This is a genomic window from Candidatus Woesebacteria bacterium, from assembly GCA_016700095.1.
Taxonomy (GTDB): domain Bacteria; phylum Patescibacteriota; class Microgenomatia; order UBA8517; family UBA8517.
Map to the genome: position 1 here is coordinate 428,846 of CP065002.1, position 17,345 is coordinate 446,190.

The following is a 17,345-nucleotide window of genomic DNA, read 5'->3' on the forward strand; positions in this document are numbered from 1 at the left end:
ATTTTTAATATTACCATGATAAAAAGGTCTTCTATTTTAGGTTTAAACGCTAGAACAACATTATTTTCATATCCGTATAATTCGTTACGCGGAAAATCGATTGCTACATCAAAATTAAAAACAAAGCGTATTTTGGGAAAAGCGGGGATTCCCGTACCGGAAAGATATGCGATTTTCTCACAACCGCATAAGATTATTAACTATGATTGGTCAAAACTTCCACATTCATTTGCATTAAAGCCCAACAAAGGTTTAGGGGGAGAAGGAATAATAATAGCTAAAAAGCGAACGAGCGACAAAACGGGATGGATTACAACGGATAAAAAGAGGGTTACCCAGGAAGATTTGAAATTACATGTTCTTGATATTCTAGAGGGGGCATATAGTATACAAAACGTACCGGATTGGGCGTATATAGAGGAATTCGTAGGACGGCATAAAGCCTTTCGAAAGTATGCCTTTCGGGGAACTCCCGACATTCGTGTTATTGTTTTTAATAAAGTTCCGGTAATGGCAATGCTTAGACTTCCAACGAAAGAATCCGGTGGAAGAGCAAACTTACATCAGGGAGCAATTGCGGTCGGAGTTGATATTGCAACAGGTATAACAACCAAAGCTTACTGGAAAGGTCATTTTATTAAATATAAACCGGGAACAAAGCGCAAACTGCATGGAATCAAAATTCCGAAATGGGATCAGATTCTTAAAATTGCGGTTATGTGTCAGGATGTTGCGGGTCTTGGCTATATGGGAGCCGATTTGGTTCTGCATCCCAAAAAGGGGCCGATGGTTTTGGAGCTTAACTATCAACCGGGATTACAAATACAGCTTGCCAATACGGCAGGTTTGAAAAAACGCCTCGAGAAAGTGGAAGATTTGGAAGTAAGAGACGCCGAGCATGGCGTAAAAATAGCCAAAGCGCTATTTGCTTCAGTTTTTGCCGATCGGGTAAAAGCAAGCGAGGGCATCAAAACAGTGAAAGCTATCGAAGAAATTAAAATCAAAGGGAGGCGTTTCAAAAAGCAGAGGAAAAAAGTATTAGCGAAACTTGATACCGGTGCTTGGAGAACGTCGATAAGTTTGTCACTTGCCAAAGAACTTGGTCTAATGACTGAAACAAATATACTGTGGGACAAAAAAGTAAAAAGCTCACTTGGTGCTGAGCAGAGGCCTGTAATCGAACTAACATTCTTTCTTGCAGGCAAAAAAATTACAACGCCAGCAAGTGTAGCAAAACGCATGGCTTTAAAGTATCCTGTTATAATTGGTAGAAAGAACTTGAAAGGAATGCTTGTTGATCCTGATATAATTGAACGCTTGAAGGAAATTAAAGAAGGATAAACAAACTTATTAATAATTATGAAAGTTAAACTGATTACAACTTTGCAATCAATCGAGATGCAGAGACTAAAAGACGAAACGTGTGCGATGGGGCACGAATGTGACCTTGTTGATTTGAGCAAATTTACTTTTTCGATTCGAGACACTAAGTTGTCGATTGACAATCTGGGTAATCCTAATCCCGATGTGGTTGTCGTTAAAGGAGTGACAGTCAACAAAGCTCCGATTGTTGCTTTAATTCACGACTACAGAAAACGAGGAATAAAAGTATTCGACAACAACTATTGTGAGCATCAATACACAATAAATAAGGTAACCGATCTAATTAAATTATCTTTGAATAATGTTCCTATACCCGATACTTTCCATTGTCACGACTTTGATGAGTTTTACCGAGCATGCGAAATAGTGGGTTATCCGGCGATTGTTAAATTAGTTGGAGCCGGAAAGGGCGCCGGTGTTTTTAAGGCCGATAATAAGGAAAGGTTGGCGGAAATCATTTCAAACGCACAAAACGACATGCTTAAATCAGCCTCAAGATTTATCGTCCAGCAATATATTCCTTACGAACACGATTTGCGAGTCCTTATTATTGGCGAAAAATTATTTGTGATGAAGCGAATTCCGGGCGAAGGTGAATTTCGTGCTAATTTTTCACTCGGTGGATCGGTTGAAACTTTCGAACTTGACGACGAGGGAAAGGAACTGGCGAAGCGAGGTTTGGCTGCGGTTGATATGTCTGTCGCCGGAGTAGATTTACTTATAACCAAAGACAACAAGCGTTACGTCTTGGAGGTTAACCATACCCCCGGATTTGTCGGAATGGAAAAGGCAACGGGTGAAAACATTGCACGAATTTACATGGAGCATGCGATTGGTAATGCATATTAAGTATTTGGTAGTTGGTAGATGGTAGATAGTAGATGGTAGTAGATAGTAGATGGTAGATGGTAGATGGTAGATGGTAGATGGTAGATAGTAGATGGTAGATGGTAGGTAGGTTCAAGTATTAAGTAATTAGTCCTTAGTCATTTGCAAATTTATGAAAATTTTAATCGCAGGATTAGTTAATAATTCACAACTAACACGTCTTCAGGAAGAAGGGGAAAAACGCGGTCATCAAGTTGATGGATGTTATTCTACTGACTTAATACTTAATGCGCAAAACGACGAATTCAAAGTTCATTTAATCGGTAAAAATATTACTTCGTATGACCTTATCTATTTGTGGGCGGTAAGCAAGCGTCGCTGGGAATGGTACACGGCTTGTTATTATTTATCTCAACAGGGAAAAAAAGTAATAAACGCCAAAGTGGTTGATCCTTCCTATATATACTATCTTTCACCAGCGATGGATTATCTGAGGCAAACAGAGAATGCTATTCCCTTTCCCAAATCAGCAATTTTATTGACGGAATCTGCGGTTGATGAGATTGCGGGACAGTTCGAATTTCCCGTTATAGTAAAAACCGCTTCAGGCAGGCAGGGGAAAGGTGTGTTTAAAGCAGACTCTCCTGAAAAAGTAAAAGAAATTATCGGCAATCTAAAAAACGTGTCGATGTCGTTTGTTGTTCGGGAATTCATTCCAAACGATGGAGATATACGTGTTTTTACAATTGGATACAAAGCACTTGGAGCAATGAAGCGAACACCACAGAAGGCGGGGGAATTTCGAAGTAATATAAGCCAGGGAGGAATTGGAACTAAGTTTAACCTGGATAATTACCCGGAAATAAGATTATTGGCCGAGAAGTTAAGTAAAGTAACCAAGACAGAAATTGCAGGTGTCGACATCATGTTGCATCAAAACAGTCAAAAACCGTATGTACTTGAAATTAATCCTGGTCCGCAGTTTAGTGGATTTGAAAAGTATACAAACATAAATGCAGCAGAAGAAATTATTAAGTATTTTGAAGAGATTGTAGCAAAGTAAGTAATTCCAACCCCGGGGGTTGGAATAGCCTCAAAACAACCCCGGGGGTTGGAAGTGAGAAAATTCTTCATATTGGTGATTTGTTTTGCGTGATATATTATTTATTTATGCCAAAGAGACAACAGCCGTTGGTAAGCGGTTATTATTATCATGTCTTTAATCGTGAACCCAACAGAAAGGTTACGTTCACTTCGCCAGATGAGTATGAGCGTGCAAAAATAACACTCTGGTATTATCAATTTCAACATCTACCTGTTTGTCTTTCTACGCTTTTGAATAAAATGCCTGATTGTGACAGAAAACGAATTACAAACGAGCTAAATATTAAAGACGAAAGAAAAGTAGATCTTTTAGCATATTGCTTAATGCCAAATCACTTTCATTTGTTGCTAAGACAAAAGGTTGACGGAGGTATCTCGAAGTATGTAGGTGACTTCCAAAACAGCTACACAAAATATTTTAATAAAAAACACAATAGACGAGGAGGTTTATTGTCGCAAAGATTTAGGGCTGTCTTAATTAAATCGCATGAGCAACTACTTCATCTGACGAGATATATACACCTAAACCCATACGCGTCAGGTGGTATTAAGGACTTTGATGAACTTTTTTGTTTTCCTTATTCCTCGATAAGAAGTTATCTGGGAACAAAAGAAGACGAGTTGGTAAATAATAAGCTGATTTATGACCTGTTTGAGACGGGAGATGGATATTGTGAGTTTATGAAAGAGCGAGGTGATTATCAAAAAGAATTAAGTAAGATAAAAAAGTCATTGGATCTGCATGAAAAATAAAATAAAGAAATGCTTATTCTTTTAATTCCAACCCCGGGGGTTAGAATAGCCTCAAAACAACCCCGGGGGTTGGAAAAGAAGGTTGCCACTAAAAAACCCGCTTGGTAATCTTTGTTGTGTTCAAAACTACAAGCGGGTTTAAGTATTTGTTAAAGATAAAGTGATTACTTCATCTCAACTGTTGCACCGACTGCTCTTAATTTTTCAGCAGCTTCTTTAGCTGCATCCGGTTTAGCATCTTTTACGATTTCTGCCGGAAGATTTTCAGTCATTGCTTTAGCGTCAGGAAGAGTAATGTTTTGGTTAATTTCCCTGATGGCTTTTATGGTCGGGACCTTGTCTTTCACCGCTGTTAAAATTACGGTTCCACCTCCACCCGAACCTTCGCTTGCACCTGCTTCGGCACCTTGTTGGCTTGCAACGGGAGCCGCTGCTTGTGCAACCGGCATCGCCGATACGCCAAGTTTGTCTTGCAGAGCGTTTACTAGATCTGACAATTCCATTACGGAAAGTTTACTGATGTCCTCAACTAGTTTTTCGACGTTTTTGCTTAACGCTTTATCTTCTTTTTTCTCGTCTGTCATGAATTGTCACCACCTTTCGCCGCTTCACTTAATACATATACTAATTTCTGCATGGGGGCATTTAATGTACCAACAATTCCATAAAGTGGTGCGGCGATAGCACCGAGAGCTTGGGCAAAAAGAGCATCTTTTCCAGGAAGCGTGCTCAGTTTCAACAATGTTTCACTGTTTTGGAATACGTTTTCAACAATTCCAATTTTAAACTGAGGAAGTTCGTTGACCTTGGAAAATTTGCCTAGTACCTGCAAAGGTGCAATCGGGTCACCCGTTGTAATAACCATAGCTGTCGGTCCCACTAGTGCTGTATCGGTTGTCTCTTTTGGTGCATCGGCTTTTTCGGCGGCTAATTTAAACAAAGTATTTTTGACAACTACCATCGTAGCATTTACTTTAGATAGTTCGGATTTTAAAGCTTGCTGAAGTTTGACGGTTAAACCCATATAGTCAACCAACACAACACAGCTGGCTGCTTTTATTTCTTTGGCGAGGTCGCTTACAAATTTTTCTTTGGATACTTTATTCATGTAAATTAAACAAAAAAAAGACGCTTCGAAGCGTCAATTTAATCAAACAAAAATGATTATAAAATTCGCCTCGGTAGGACTTACAAATCGCCTACTGTCTTTGGACTTAAGGTATTATATGTAAATAGTTGCATTAGGTCAAGATAGACAGTTTAATAAACTCGAAAGTAAGTAGGGCATGTTTTCCGCACCTAATTTCCCCCGTACTATCAAAAACTTTGGGAGAATTCCGAAGGTGTAGATTTCCCTAAGAAGTAAATCAGAGCTTAGAAAGATGTATGAGGAAAAATAGGCTGTGAGACGGGGATAAGTAGTCCTACACAGCTTAACTTTTCAACAATTGAATTGCCGCTAAGCGAAATATCACTATTTCATTTGTGCCAATAAAAAATCGCGAGACATTGTTTATGTTTTATAAATAGATCTATATTATAAGGTCATGTGAATAAGTGGAAGTAAGTATTTTGGGCGAATCGAAGCTATGTTTCTTATCTACATATTGTTTATTAATTATTTTTTTTATTAACCATTAAATGATTCGCTTACTATTAAAAAAGACATAGGGAAAATTTATAATTAGCTAAAACAATAGACATCCTTGGGGTGATACACACTAATTACTATTGATCCTTTGCAATACACGTCCGGCTGTTAGGGCGGCGAGATGATACAAAATAAAAGCGCTTGTAACATCACTTGCTCCTTCCGCAGTAATTTTCTGATTACTTAAAGCGTATGACATCAACCAATCCGCATCGATTTCAACTAAAGTTGTGCCCTCGTCAACCTCAACTTTGGCGCTACGTACCGCTTGGGAATCGTACAACGCGTGTTCACCGATTGTAAACCCTTTCTCTAAAATAATGTCGGTTGGAACTCCATCTACATTTTTCCCAACTCCTGTAATTTGCACCGCGCCCGTACGGACAAAATACAATTTTCCGTTTGCCGGTGAACCTTGGTGATAGAGGACTTGTTTTCTGTCAAACTGTCTTACGGTAAGTGGGGAATCAGGATCTGATTCGTGTTGATTAATGGCATCATTAATAATTGCAGAAAACTTATTAGGATCGTAAAAATTTGACAGAGGGTTGTTGTCTACAATCTTGTCGTGTAGCTCAACGGGATTGGGAGAACTGGTATATTTTGATATTTCACCAAGCGTTTGTACCATTGTGTAGGGGAGTTGTGTAAGAAGAATATGTAGTGCTTTTGCTTCTTTTGATTTAATTTTTCCTGAGAATAGTTCATTAGCCAAAGCGGGGTAGCTAAGAATATTTCTAATTGCCTCACCCCTAATCATCATAAATTCGGTTTCACTGGTTGTTGTGACGGTTGCGGTTGCATTTTTTTCCTCGCTCGACAAAGCCTGAAACGCACCGACAATTCTACCAGGTTCTATGTTTCTTGTTATTACTTGTTGATTCTGATATGTAGCGGAAACGTTAAGAGGAGGATTTTTGTTCCCATCCTTTTTATTAAAGGGGACAACGTAAAGATTGTCGTTATTTTCTCCAGCTGTTGTTAAGGTGGTATTTTCATTTACCGTTTCGTAACTAACTCCGCTGTCAAGAGCAGATAAAGATTCAACCAACAAATAATTTGATAGCGCTCTGAAGGCGTCTTCATTTCCGTGTTTTTTGTCTGCGTTCAATAGTGCCGAATCGGTAAGTATACTTCCAACTACCCGTGAGCGAAATCCGGTAGATGTCGGACTTTTTGTTGTTCGCACTTTGCCTGCTTCCTCCAATAAACTTTTTTCTTCATCGGATAATGATTTATCGTTGTCAATAACAAGCTGGGCTAATTTTTCATCAGGACTAATACCTTGTTCAAGAGCACTCCTGACTGCTGAGGCGTAATCATTTTTAAGTTTAGTTAAACTTCGTTTGTTGGTTTCGGCAATTAGTTTCCCAAGCTTTATTCGAACTAAATATTTTGCCAATTTTGCATCCGATAACGCGCGGAATTCATCTTCGCTACCTGCGTGAACATAATCGTGTACAAATTCAGCGATATAAAGATTAGCAAATCCGACACCACCTTGTTGAGTGAGGTTAATATTACTAAGAGCTTCGTTACCAATTTCGCTTGGTTTAGTATGTCCTTCGTCGTCGAAATCCCGCATCGATGAGGCAAGATAAACAGCCAGCCCCGTATAGTAATCGTTATTGTCACCAAGAATAATACTCGCCGTTTCGGGATCGTAACCTTTTTCGGCGATAAACTCGCCTGATTTTCTGGCCGTAACTGCTTCTTTGAATCCACCATGTACAAATTCATTTTTATCGGAAAAAAAGACTTCCGAATTAAGGCCATAACCACTTATTAATTCAAGCACGCGGGTTCTTTCGTCGTCTGTCAGATCGGAATTGGTAAATATTCTTAAATCGTGATCATTTCCACCTTTTTCGATAGGAGTTCCAACTTCGTTTATAGTGTGATATTTATCTCCCATAATTTCTTTGAGCTTTGGTTTTACCTCTTTGCAAAACGTGTGTCTTTTCGTGATACGATCTTGTTGAGAGTCTTTTAGTAATAATACCGCCATTGTGTCCGTTTTTTTAGCTGGAGGTTGTTCGGGGTTTTGGACAGTGGGTATAGTACTATGTGTATCTTCGGTCATGTTTTGATTATAAAGGTACCCGGGTGTAATTACAGATTCAAAATATGTAACTTTTAGGTAGTTAGCTAATAACCTTAACTAATTTATTCAAAGAGGTGTGATATGGTGTTTACTAAAATTACGTACTTAATACTGCGGTTTAGTTAAAACAAAGAACATACTTTTTAAATTAATAAAAACTCATGAGATGAATTAATGATCGAACAATTATCCGGTAACAAGAACTTAATGATATTCGATTAACCCTTTCCAAATATATGTTTTGTTTTAGAAGTAGTAGAATTAGGTATGTCGGAAGATGAAATTGAGCAAGTTCATACTAAAGCCGAGGAAAAACTGGGGACTCCGGATGGGCAAGTGTTAATTAAAGAAATTCGCCGGGATGTTTTCGATGAGTATGATCGGGCGTTTCTCGAGGGAACTATAAGTAGTAGGGAAGAGCTTGAGTTAAACAAAAAACACGTTGATTTGGTGGTTGTGTTAGCCAAAAAGTCTATTCAGGTACTTCGTGATAACCGTATTGACGTGACACAGGCTCAGGAAGATTTAATTGTCATTGAAGCGCTTTTACATGATGCGATGAAATTGGTACCCGAAAGACAAGAGTTGCCAGATGATGATAATCGTGAGCATTCAGGTAAATCGTCCAGAGTCGCAAGACTTCTTATGCACGGAGAAGACAGTGCATTGTGGAGCGAGCAGTTACTAAAAGACAGGGGTTTTGAGACGGCTACGATAAAAAAAGTAAAAAGCGATATTCGTGCACACATGGGTATGCCATATGTAGAAAGTGTGTTAAATAGTACCAAGCAAGACACGCACGAAAGAAACACTTTCCCGAGGTATTTACGCAGATCAAAAGATAAGTCCGAATATCCTGAACCCAATAGTCTGGAAGGAATAGTACTTAGAACGAGCGACTTTCTCACGGCAGGCATTTTAGCAGGTGCGGATATTGATCGTGATCCTGCCGCCGGAAGTCTGGATAAGTATTTGGCTATCAATTATGCTATTTTGGTCGCAAGAAATGAGCCGGTTACCTTCGAAAAGATTTTTAATATGTCACAAGATAGCATTTCGCGTAATGCTAAAAAACTGTCAGAAAGTATTCAAAGAAGACGAGATGGGAAATTGAAAGAAGTGGAAGGTGTTTTGTATATAGAGATGGTTTTTGGCTTAACGCAAAAAATTGCCCACTTTTCATCGGCTATCGGAAACGGTGAATTGGTAAATAGGGAAGGTGAAAAAACGGGTGATGCAAGTGCTTTGGCGGGAAGTAATGACAGGGCAAATGGATGGAACGATTTAAACGTATTAAAGTCTGATGGAGAAACATTAGATTTTGAGGCTAGTATGGACAAGTATTATCAAGCGGTCAAAGTATTCCGTGAACAAAGAGAAATAGGTGGTTATCCTGCAAGTGATGTCTTGAATTGGTAAATAGTTTACTAAAACCAATTTTAATAACGGTGAGCAGGTCGCATTACCGATAGCTTTTTTCTGCGATTTCTTGGAAACATTGCAAAGAACTGACAAGAAAAAACTAATGTTAAAATAACAATACGAGGTGAAAAGTTATTTATTGACGTCGACTTTTACGCTGGGACCGATTGAGGCACAAATATAGGTTTTTGCAAATAAACTTTTACCGATAGCCTTAATGATGCTTTGCGCATTTGCTTCCAATTCTTTGTCGTCTTGGCTAACTTTGCCGATTGTTGTATGTATTAGAGGTGCTTTCTTTTCGGTTTTTACTGTAATTGCACTAGCTGAAAACTTTTTTGCATCGTCTTTGGTTTTGATAACTGTTCCATTTTTGGGATTTGGCATTAATCCTCTGGGACCAAGAATTTTTGCAAAAGGTACAAGTTTGGGCATCATATCACCTGTGGCAAGGAGTACGTCAAAATCTACTTTTCCCGCTTTCAATTTCACCAAAGTATTGTCATCGGCAACTTCGATGACTTTCGTTTTCCCGGCGCTAAAAGGTAATTTTACTTGTGCGCTAACGTTTTCTTTTTTCAAAACAGCATGCATTTCAAGTGTTGCATCGAACTTGGCATAAGAAGATTCTTTGGCAATTCTTAGGGCTTCCGTAAGGGAGTAAAGCTTGGTTTTGTCGACTTTTGCCAACGACGTTTTGTATTTATTACCTCGTACTCTTAGACCTCTTTTGGCTTTGGGGGATTTACCTGCTGTGCTTTGAGTTTCGATAGTTTCGGTTGCATCTCCTCCAACGACTTTTACGCGTTCGCCGCCTTTTAGACCAACACCCTTAACGGCGCTTTTTTCGGTTTCGATCTTTTTTAGTTGTTTGAGTTTGTATTTTTCAGCTCCCGATATCACTTTCTTGTTGCCAAGATCGGCTACGAGCGCTGTTTTTGTTTTTCCCATAAATTAATTTTTAATTTTTACTCCCATTGATCGTGCAGTTCCTGCTACGATTTTTTTTGCGGATTCAAGATTGTCGGTATTTAAATCATCCATTTTTTCTTTGGCGATTTTTTCAACCTGCTCATTTGTCAATTCACCGACAATTTTACGATTTGGCTCTCCAGATCCACTTTGTAAATTAAGTTCCTTTTTTATAAATTCCGACATTGGAGCCTTTTTGAGTTCGAAAGTAAACGACCGATCTTCAAAGATGGTAATTACGGCTGGAACCATCTGGCCTTTCATCTCCGCGGTTTTGTCGTTGTAAGATTTAACAAAATCCATAATGGCAATACCATGTTGACCCAAAGCGGTTCCAACAGGAGGTGCAGGTGTTGCCATGCCACCTTGTAAATTGATTTTTACGACCGTTAATATTTTCTTTGCCATATATGTAACGAATACACGAAGACTTTACTTGAAGTTTTCGATTATTCATCTACCTCAAACAGTTAAAATACTGCTGAAGTACACATATTGTAGCTAGTGGGTTAGTGAATTGCAAGAGTTGGTTGGATTAAATAGAAGTTAGAAGTTTAATATATTTCAGCATAAAATATTGTTAGTAATTTCCCGTAAGTTATATTGGGGTAAACAAAGACTGCAAAGTGGTGTGTTTACCATTTCGCCAAAAAGAATCTATTCTGGGTGATAATTTGATAACGTGTTGTTAAACTTTGGCTACCTGAAGTAAATCGAGCTCAACGGGAGTTTCGCGACCAAAGATAGAAACGAGGACGTTAACTTTACCTTTTTCTTCATCAATACTTTGAATTGTTCCCAAGAAATCGGAAAAAGGACCATCAGTTATTTTTACTGCCTCACCGTTAACGAATTTAGTTTTGAATCTTTTTGCCGGAGTTGATACGAACTTTTGGATATTTGCCACTTCATTTTCGGAAAGTGGTGTCGGTTGGTTACCTGCACCAACAAAGCCGGTAATTCCTGGAGTTGTCCTTATCGCAAGCCAAGTAGCGTCATCAAGAATAATTTTAACAAGCATATATCCGGGAAATATTTTTTCTTTAATTGTTGCTTTTTTACCACCTCTAATTACAACTCTGTCTTGAGTGGGGACTAGTATTTCAAAAACACTATCTTCTAGTCGCATTGTTTCAACTCTTTGTCTTAGTGTTTCTGCAACTCTGGCTTCATGTCCGCTGGTTGTATGGACGACAAACCACTTGGCGTTCTCGTTGTCTGTTTTATTTATAATAACATGGCCTTTAATTTTTGCTTTGCCGGTACCGCGTTCGTCGACAGCACTTTGGTCATGTGCGCCTGAGTCATTGTCATTATCATCCAATATATCCGTGCCAATTTTGCCTGAAGTGTCAGCGGTTTGTGTAACGGAAACTTCTTCCTCAACCTTGGTTATGGTATCGGAAGATTCTTTGCTTAATGGGTTTTTGTTATCAGACATGTAAATATTTAAATCGAAAGTAACGTTTCAATTAATTTTGTAAAAGCGTAATCAAGACCTCCTACATATAATCCTACTATAACCGATATCAAAACAACTACTGTGGTAAGTCTAATAACCTCGCTTCTACTTGGCCATATAACTTTTGAAAGCTCAAATCTAACACCTTTCAAATAATGAGCCAAATTATTCATAACATTGGAAATTGTACCAGAGATAGAGAAAAGATACAATATTTTCTAATAATAAATGAAATTTTGCAAATACTTATTCATACCGATAGTAAAGCTGTAGACGATGTTGGTGGATGTATCAAATATATATGGTTGGCAATTGTCACGGGCAAATAGTTCTTATATCCAATTTCTGATATATTATTAAGAGTGAGCGAAGATATTACAGGAGATAAAACCCAAGGAATAGAAAATTTTTGAATAGGTGGTGTGGTTGTTGTTGCGAAGCACGATTCGGAAATAAGCGAAAGAGTAGCTAGCAAAGTTGCGCAACGGGGTTCCGAAGATGTAACTATTGCAGGTGTCGACTTTGAAGAAGACGGTGCAGATCTATTGGGGGCTGCAGTATTTGTAAGAGCAACGATTCCACAAGGTGAAATATACGGCGTTGTGGCACCAGCTGCTCCATATCACACCATAAGCCTATGGAGATACACTTGGATTTACCGTTAGACCTGCAAATGAAACAGTAATTGTCATGGCCGATGGTGTCTCGTATGGGAAAAAAGTTGCTGAAGGAGTGGAAACAAGAATTGATTGTTTTAGTCCTATTAACAAAGCAGGTGAAATGTCACTAGAATTAACACGTCTTGTTTTGGATAAAGCAAAAGGTGATGGCGACATGATGACAGTAATTAAAGAAGCCACTGAAGATGAGAGAATATGTCAATTTCACCGTGATGGTTTTTCGACCACATTGCAAGTACTTACGATTAAACTTGAAAGTAACGGTAAATATGAAGTTACCGTATGCGCTGTCGGAGTAAATGGGGATTTGGGTGGTATTTCGGTTTACAAACCCGGCGAAGAACGACTGCAGGAAACGCTGATTAGCAAAAATACGGTGAGGCAATTTGTTGGAAGTACCAGGCCGCTTGTGATAAGCGTGGTTGAGTTAACGATTGAACAAGGAGGAGAATTGTTTATGAGTACCGATGGAGTAAATCGTGAAGTTGCAACATCTGCTTTATGCCATACGCAAATGAGACATGTTGTAAATGGAAATCGGGAGAGTGACAGCAGTGAAATTGGTAAATACGTGTTATTACAGGGTATTTTGCCGCAACGATTTGTACAGGATGATATGACACAAGTTCTTGTAAAATTTAGTAAGGACTAGAAGGATGTAACTACACATGAATATCTTCACACCATAATGGCAGATTTTACGTATGAAAATAAATTATGGACGAAAGGAGTCAAGTTGATTGGCGGTGTAGATGAGGTGGGGAGGGGAAGTTTTGCAGGACCCGTTGTTGCAGCATGTATCGGGTTTGATTCGGGAGTTAGGCTAAATGACGCAATTAGAATAAATGATAGCAAACAACTTACCCAAAAGAATAGAGAAATGGCGTATCGATGGATTATAGATAAATGCCTAGTTATTGGAGTCGGTATCGTCAATTTAGAAGAAATTGACGAAAACGGTATCGGTAAAGCAAGTATCGAAGCAATGCGTCGCGCGGTAAATTCTGCGTTAATATTACCAAATAAATATGCAGATATTTCACTTGAACACTTATTAATTGACGCGTTCAATATTCCTCAACTTGTAAATTTCCCCAAAGAGAAACAAACTGCAATTATCAAGGGGGACACATTGTCGTTTTCAGTCGCTGCAGCAAGTATTATTGCGAAAGTATATCGGGACAAGATTATGAATGATTTATCGACTTTCAAAAAATATGAAAAATATGCATGGCACAAAAACAAAGGTTATGGTACCAAAGAACATATCGATGCTATCCGAAAACATGGCTTAACCAAACACCACAGAAAACTATTTGTGAGAAATTATATATAAAAAAGCAATCGACTTATCTTTTAAATGTATATTTCATACATAAAAACATCAAAAGACAAAAACGAGTATTTGCAGAATTAATGAATTTTGATCGTATTAATACTTTCTTTTCTTTTCCAATTCGATCAAATGTTTTATGCGGGCTTTTTTCTCTTTTCTTTTTTCCGCTTTTGTTATGTAATGCGATCTATCACGCGCTTCCTGAAGTAGACCAGAGTTCAAAACTTCCTTTTTGAAACGATTGATTAGTTTGTCGTCTGATTCTCCTTGTTGTTTTACGACTTTCACCATGGATTATCGCCTCCCTTCGTAATATGTATTTTATTAATTGTGTCATATACGATCACCTAAGCTATTGTATAACGAAAACACCAACTTTTCCATAAAAAGATAATTGCACACCTTAGTTAATTTTATGTTTTTGTGGCATCTTTTGTCTTAGTCTTAGCTGTTGTGCATTTCTCGTGTTGACGGGGGAAGATTCTCCGGTGTTATTGTCAACTCTAGTTACTTGCAATTTTGGGTTATTAATAAGTAAAGTTGTGATGAGTGCATTGACATCATTGCCCTCTATTACCCATATATCGAGAATGTATTTGCCTCCATTAAATTGGTTGGATTGAGGTGAGTTGTCAGGTGAAACAATCGGAACAAAGCTAATTCCGCATTTATCTGCACTTTCTCCAATTATTTTCATAACTCCCGCTTTTTCTTCGGTAACTATGCGGAAGTGCGGGCATTCAAGTGTCCGATCAATTACATCGTCTACAAATCGGTCTGCCATAGCCAGCTGGGGGTTAAATCCATATAAATCATGCCATTCTTCCATGTAATGATCACTTTCGGTATTAATTGGCACATGAATCCCAACTTGATGCGCAATATCAGCAAACCCAGCATCCATTTTTTGGAATATTAATATTGGTTCCTTTGGTAGATTGGGATTATCGCTTACTTTTCCTGAATAGGTTTTTTCAATCATTCGCGTTCCGCGAATAATTGCCCTAGTGCGAATTTCAGGACCATATATCGCATCATCTGTTAGTTGTTCCAAACGCCTAGTTATATTGTTTATTGCTTTACCAGTTGTAACCATGTCAAGTCTATCTGGAAAAACGATATTACGGCCCTTAGAACCTTCTGCGACTTCAAACCATACTTTGTCTCCTGGTTTAAGCGAGGTGTTTAACGGTAAACCTTCGTATTTATTGTTGCCTTGTATTATAGTTACCTTCGTTGCATCATTTCCTAAGTTTCTTCCTATTGCATATGCGGCATCCAAAGCAGTAGCTCCGGATGCTACTGTCAATATTTCACCCGTAGGTGTTTCAATGTTGATAGTTCCTCTTCCCAAACCTTCGGTAAGTAACTCGATGTGCGGATCTCCGTTTTTTTGTAATTGATCGGTGTATCTTGCGATATCTGCTAGCTTTTTCAGTGCACCTGTGGCTAAATCTGGATTGTTGGTATGTATACCTCTGAAATTATCTAAAGGATTTACTAGATCCTCCTGGTGAAAGACATGAACACGTAAGCGATGTGTTTTTCCCTCGTGAGAAAAAGGAAGACTTGGAGTTTCACCTTTGTGGGGTTTGAAACTTTCTTGCTCACCTAAATAATGTTTCCATTGGAGGACAGATGTTGTAGTATCACAAATTATATAAACTTCTGGAAGCATGTTTTCTTCTGTGGGGTTGTGATTGGCTAAGTAAACTTCTAGGGGAGTTTGTGTTTCAATTGCAATTGCCGAATACGGAATCCTCATATTGTCAACCCTCGCTGTACTAACCAATCGGTCAAGCTCATCATTTATTGATCCGATTAAAGCATTGTCAACTATGTGTTGCATAGCCGTTAATCTCGCGTATTCCTGCGGGTTGAGCGACCTAAACGACGCGTTACCTATCAAATCGGCAGCATTAAATGCGCCCAGTCTTATGGCTAATTTGTAATACAATTCTACTGCGAGAGTCGCTTTTTCTATACTCTTATTTCTTGGTAAATGTTCGTAGGTGAGTGCGTTGTGAACAACATCTCCAACTGTTTTTATAATTACTGCGACTTGTTGCTCGGAGTTTAATGAGCCAAGAAGTTTAAATACGGTTTGTGTTTCTTCTTCGTTCCAATATGATATCTGAGTTTGTCGCGGTTTACCTTTTACATCTTCTTTTTTCCTGATTTTCGTTAGCGCGTCAACAATATTGCTAACATTTTTATTTGTTGCCTCCGTAATTTCGTCAAGAGAGGTATCCGTATCTTCGTAAATATCGTGTAGTACGGTTGCGCAAATTGCATCTTCGTCAGTGATGCCAAGTCGAAGTAAGTAATAAACCATCCACCAGTGGTGAGTTTGGGTTTCGTCATCACTTTTTCGTTTCTCTTTTCCTGCTTTTATTAATTTATCCTGTGCGAAGTCACCCGCCTGATTTAACTTATCAATTAGCTCGTCAGGATTGTCCACCTGCATACGAATATAAACGAAAGCTTTTTGTTTTATTTCTTCGGTAGTTATGCCAGTTGGCGGCAAAAGCGCTTCTTCGGGATAATCAAACGGACCCAAGTTTTCAAGATTAGATGAACTGCCCATTCTCGCAGCTTCGTTTAACAGCCGTCTCACATCAATTTCGGTTGGTGATAGTTTTTTTTTGGCGCTGGGGGGAGCCGTTGATTCTGCCGTCATTACACTTTATCGGAGGGAATTGGAGAATTATAAATGATTATCAGAATTTGTGGTAGTAGTGTTTAATAATATTCGATTACCAACTGTGGTCTGTTGACTGAACCTTTTTGTTCAGAGGATATGAAATATACAAAATCTCCCGATTTGTTTTCACCTAACGTTTCTTTCCCAAAATGAATTCTGAATTGACTTTGACCCCTGCCATTTGCAAAATCATCTCGCACGGCGTTAGTTACATCTGCTTCTTTCCAGCCGATATTTTTACTGGTTGAAATAGTAGCAAAATTGCTGACAAAAGCCGGCAGGGAATAGTCCTGGGCATCCAGACTATCTCCGTAGTTAAGGTGGTCCAATCTTAAATCACCAATTGTTGCGTAGGGATTTTCAGTAGTTTTAATTTGATAAAGCCTTAAAGAAGCCGCTTTAACAGTAACGCCTGTCGGAATAACTGTTAGATCAAAACTGACAAAACCGCGGGTAACACTCACACTATCTCGACCTATACGAATTTCTTTGTCGGAATAACCAATACCGTCGCTTGCCATGTAGCCGTCAAGATCTGCTTGTCCTAATACGATTTTGGTAACGGTCGGTTTTTCCGGAGCTTGGGTTAAGGGTATTTCCGTCCTGGTCGGTTTTGGTTGGGGCGTTAACCCTTGGGTTACCACTTCCACGGCGTCAGATTTTTCATCTTCTGTAATCCGTGCGTTTTTTCCTATTTGGGGTGCAGTTAACCTTCCGTAAGTGAATGACGCATAGGAGATGAGAATGATTACGATGATAATCGGGGTAATGATCAATATTTTGGAAAATTTGTTTTTCAATGTAACTTTGGTAGCCATGGGCTTTGTTGTGGTTTCTAAATTCTGCGAAGAACTTTCTTTTTGAATATCCTGCGGTATATTGGATATATTGTCCATTGTCTAATGATAATATTATTCGAATTACCTTTGCAAATTCTTCCTGTCTA

Annotated in this window: 18 protein-coding genes and 1 other annotated feature; of the genes, 8 read left to right on the plus strand and 10 right to left on the minus strand. The window is 38.7% G+C overall.

From position 1 onward, the window contains the following. Positions 1-15 precede the first annotated feature (15 nt). The 4 genes from IPM62_02035 (at position 16) to IPM62_02050 (ending at position 4,068) form a co-directional block, all read left to right on the plus strand. Positions 16-1,341 carry an ATP-dependent zinc protease gene (locus IPM62_02035; GenBank protein QQS39369.1) on the plus strand — a complete coding sequence of 442 codons (1,326 nt, stop codon included), beginning with the start codon at positions 16-18 and terminating at the stop codon, positions 1,339-1,341. Between the two features lie 18 nt (positions 1,342-1,359). Beyond that, positions 1,360-2,232, plus strand: coding sequence for a RimK family alpha-L-glutamate ligase (locus IPM62_02040; protein ID QQS39370.1), 873 nt, complete (start codon positions 1,360-1,362; stop codon positions 2,230-2,232). Positions 2,233-2,383: 151 nt separating this feature from the next. After that, a complete protein-coding gene (locus IPM62_02045; protein QQS39371.1) occupies positions 2,384-3,274 on the plus strand; it encodes a RimK family alpha-L-glutamate ligase in 891 nt (296 codons plus the stop codon). A gap of 107 nt (positions 3,275-3,381) precedes the next feature. Then, positions 3,382-4,068, plus strand: a complete 687-nt coding sequence (locus IPM62_02050; GenBank protein QQS39372.1) for a transposase — start codon at positions 3,382-3,384, stop codon at positions 4,066-4,068. A gap of 164 nt (positions 4,069-4,232) precedes the next feature. On the opposite strand, the gene IPM62_02055 is transcribed toward IPM62_02050, so the two are convergent. The 3 genes from IPM62_02055 to IPM62_02065 form a co-directional block, all read right to left on the minus strand. After that, positions 4,233-4,652 (minus strand): ribosomal protein L7/L12, encoded by a 420-nt coding sequence (locus tag IPM62_02055; protein QQS39373.1) that lies wholly within the window; start codon positions 4,650-4,652, stop codon positions 4,233-4,235. Continuing rightward, positions 4,649-5,176 (minus strand): 50S ribosomal protein L10, encoded by a 528-nt coding sequence (locus IPM62_02060; protein ID QQS39374.1) that lies wholly within the window; start codon positions 5,174-5,176, stop codon positions 4,649-4,651. The genes IPM62_02055 and IPM62_02060 overlap by 4 nt, the downstream gene beginning before the upstream one ends. Before the next feature lie 5 nt (positions 5,177-5,181). Next, positions 5,182-5,298, minus strand: a sequence feature (ribosomal protein L10 leader region). Between the two features lie 491 nt (positions 5,299-5,789). Then, on the minus strand, positions 5,790-7,802 hold the full coding sequence (locus IPM62_02065) for a cyclic nucleotide-binding domain-containing protein (GenBank protein ID QQS39375.1): 2,013 nt from the start codon (positions 7,800-7,802) through the stop codon (positions 5,790-5,792). A gap of 288 nt (positions 7,803-8,090) precedes the next feature. Between IPM62_02065 and IPM62_02070 the strand changes: the two genes are divergently transcribed. Further along, on the plus strand, positions 8,091-9,242 hold the full coding sequence (locus IPM62_02070; GenBank protein QQS39376.1) for a hypothetical protein: 1,152 nt from the start codon (positions 8,091-8,093) through the stop codon (positions 9,240-9,242). 135 nt (positions 9,243-9,377) lie between these two features. On the opposite strand, the gene IPM62_02075 is transcribed toward IPM62_02070, so the two are convergent. From IPM62_02075 to secE, 4 genes are all read right to left on the minus strand, one after another. Continuing rightward, positions 9,378-10,196, minus strand: coding sequence for a hypothetical protein (locus IPM62_02075; protein ID QQS39377.1), 819 nt, complete (start codon positions 10,194-10,196; stop codon positions 9,378-9,380). Between the two features lie 3 nt (positions 10,197-10,199). Next, positions 10,200-10,625 (minus strand): 50S ribosomal protein L11, encoded by a 426-nt coding sequence (gene rplK / locus IPM62_02080; protein ID QQS39378.1) that lies wholly within the window; start codon positions 10,623-10,625, stop codon positions 10,200-10,202. Positions 10,626-10,905: 280 nt separating this feature from the next. Then, positions 10,906-11,658 carry a transcription termination/antitermination factor NusG gene (nusG, locus tag IPM62_02085; protein QQS39379.1) on the minus strand — a complete coding sequence of 251 codons (753 nt, stop codon included), beginning with the start codon at positions 11,656-11,658 and terminating at the stop codon, positions 10,906-10,908. Positions 11,659-11,666: 8 nt separating this feature from the next. Then, positions 11,667-11,852, minus strand: coding sequence for a preprotein translocase subunit SecE (gene secE / locus IPM62_02090; protein ID QQS39380.1), 186 nt, complete (start codon positions 11,850-11,852; stop codon positions 11,667-11,669). A gap of 249 nt (positions 11,853-12,101) precedes the next feature. On the opposite strand from secE, the gene IPM62_02095 reads away from it, so the two are divergent. From IPM62_02095 to IPM62_02105, 3 genes are read left to right on the plus strand one after another with little or no spacing between them, the layout of a single operon-like run. Next, entirely contained in the window at positions 12,102-12,344 is a 243-nt protein-coding gene (locus tag IPM62_02095) for a hypothetical protein (protein ID QQS39381.1), read from the plus strand. A 25-nt stretch (positions 12,345-12,369) separates the two neighbouring features. After that, positions 12,370-13,011 carry a hypothetical protein gene (locus IPM62_02100; protein QQS39382.1) on the plus strand — a complete coding sequence of 214 codons (642 nt, stop codon included), beginning with the start codon at positions 12,370-12,372 and terminating at the stop codon, positions 13,009-13,011. Between the two features lie 36 nt (positions 13,012-13,047). Beyond that, positions 13,048-13,695 (plus strand): ribonuclease HII, encoded by a 648-nt coding sequence (locus IPM62_02105; GenBank protein QQS39383.1) that lies wholly within the window; start codon positions 13,048-13,050, stop codon positions 13,693-13,695. Positions 13,696-13,791: 96 nt separating this feature from the next. On the opposite strand, the gene rpsU is transcribed toward IPM62_02105, so the two are convergent. The 3 genes from rpsU to IPM62_02120 all read right to left on the minus strand — a co-directional run bounded on the left by rpsU (position 13,792) and on the right by IPM62_02120 (position 17,295). After that, positions 13,792-13,986, minus strand: a complete 195-nt coding sequence (gene rpsU / locus IPM62_02110; protein QQS39384.1) for a 30S ribosomal protein S21 — start codon at positions 13,984-13,986, stop codon at positions 13,792-13,794. 112 nt (positions 13,987-14,098) lie between these two features. Further along, positions 14,099-16,375, minus strand: coding sequence for a bifunctional (p)ppGpp synthetase/guanosine-3',5'-bis(diphosphate) 3'-pyrophosphohydrolase (locus IPM62_02115; protein QQS39385.1), 2,277 nt, complete (start codon positions 16,373-16,375; stop codon positions 14,099-14,101). A 62-nt stretch (positions 16,376-16,437) separates the two neighbouring features. Next, on the minus strand, positions 16,438-17,295 hold the full coding sequence (locus tag IPM62_02120) for a DNRLRE domain-containing protein (GenBank protein ID QQS39386.1): 858 nt from the start codon (positions 17,293-17,295) through the stop codon (positions 16,438-16,440). Between the last annotated feature and the right edge of the window lie 50 nt (positions 17,296-17,345).

What these genes read in the sequence shown, in the direction of transcription:
- IPM62_02035 (QQS39369.1), top strand. Translation starts at nt 16, where the DNA reads ATGATAAAAAGGTCTTCTATTTTAGGTTTAAACGCTAGAACAACATTA.
- IPM62_02040 (QQS39370.1), top strand. Translation starts at nt 1,360, where the DNA reads ATGAAAGTTAAACTGATTACAACTTTGCAATCAATCGAGATGCAGAGA.
- IPM62_02045 (QQS39371.1), top strand. Translation starts at nt 2,384, where the DNA reads ATGAAAATTTTAATCGCAGGATTAGTTAATAATTCACAACTAACACGT.
- IPM62_02050 (QQS39372.1), top strand. Translation starts at nt 3,382, where the DNA reads ATGCCAAAGAGACAACAGCCGTTGGTAAGCGGTTATTATTATCATGTC.
- IPM62_02055 (QQS39373.1), bottom strand. Translation starts at nt 4,652, where the DNA reads ATGACAGACGAGAAAAAAGAAGATAAAGCGTTAAGCAAAAACGTCGAA.
- IPM62_02060 (QQS39374.1), bottom strand. Translation starts at nt 5,176, where the DNA reads ATGAATAAAGTATCCAAAGAAAAATTTGTAAGCGACCTCGCCAAAGAA.
- IPM62_02065 (QQS39375.1), bottom strand. Translation starts at nt 7,802, where the DNA reads ATGACCGAAGATACACATAGTACTATACCCACTGTCCAAAACCCCGAA.
- IPM62_02070 (QQS39376.1), top strand. Translation starts at nt 8,091, where the DNA reads ATGTCGGAAGATGAAATTGAGCAAGTTCATACTAAAGCCGAGGAAAAA.
- IPM62_02075 (QQS39377.1), bottom strand. Translation starts at nt 10,196, where the DNA reads ATGGGAAAAACAAAAACAGCGCTCGTAGCCGATCTTGGCAACAAGAAA.
- rplK (QQS39378.1), bottom strand. Translation starts at nt 10,625, where the DNA reads ATGGCAAAGAAAATATTAACGGTCGTAAAAATCAATTTACAAGGTGGC.
- nusG (QQS39379.1), bottom strand. Translation starts at nt 11,658, where the DNA reads ATGTCTGATAACAAAAACCCATTAAGCAAAGAATCTTCCGATACCATA.
- secE (QQS39380.1), bottom strand. Translation starts at nt 11,852, where the DNA reads ATGAATAATTTGGCTCATTATTTGAAAGGTGTTAGATTTGAGCTTTCA.
- IPM62_02100 (QQS39382.1), top strand. Translation starts at nt 12,370, where the DNA reads ATGGCCGATGGTGTCTCGTATGGGAAAAAAGTTGCTGAAGGAGTGGAA.
- IPM62_02105 (QQS39383.1), top strand. Translation starts at nt 13,048, where the DNA reads ATGGCAGATTTTACGTATGAAAATAAATTATGGACGAAAGGAGTCAAG.
- rpsU (QQS39384.1), bottom strand. Translation starts at nt 13,986, where the DNA reads ATGGTGAAAGTCGTAAAACAACAAGGAGAATCAGACGACAAACTAATC.
- IPM62_02115 (QQS39385.1), bottom strand. Translation starts at nt 16,375, where the DNA reads ATGACGGCAGAATCAACGGCTCCCCCCAGCGCCAAAAAAAAACTATCA.
- IPM62_02120 (QQS39386.1), bottom strand. Translation starts at nt 17,295, where the DNA reads ATGGACAATATATCCAATATACCGCAGGATATTCAAAAAGAAAGTTCT.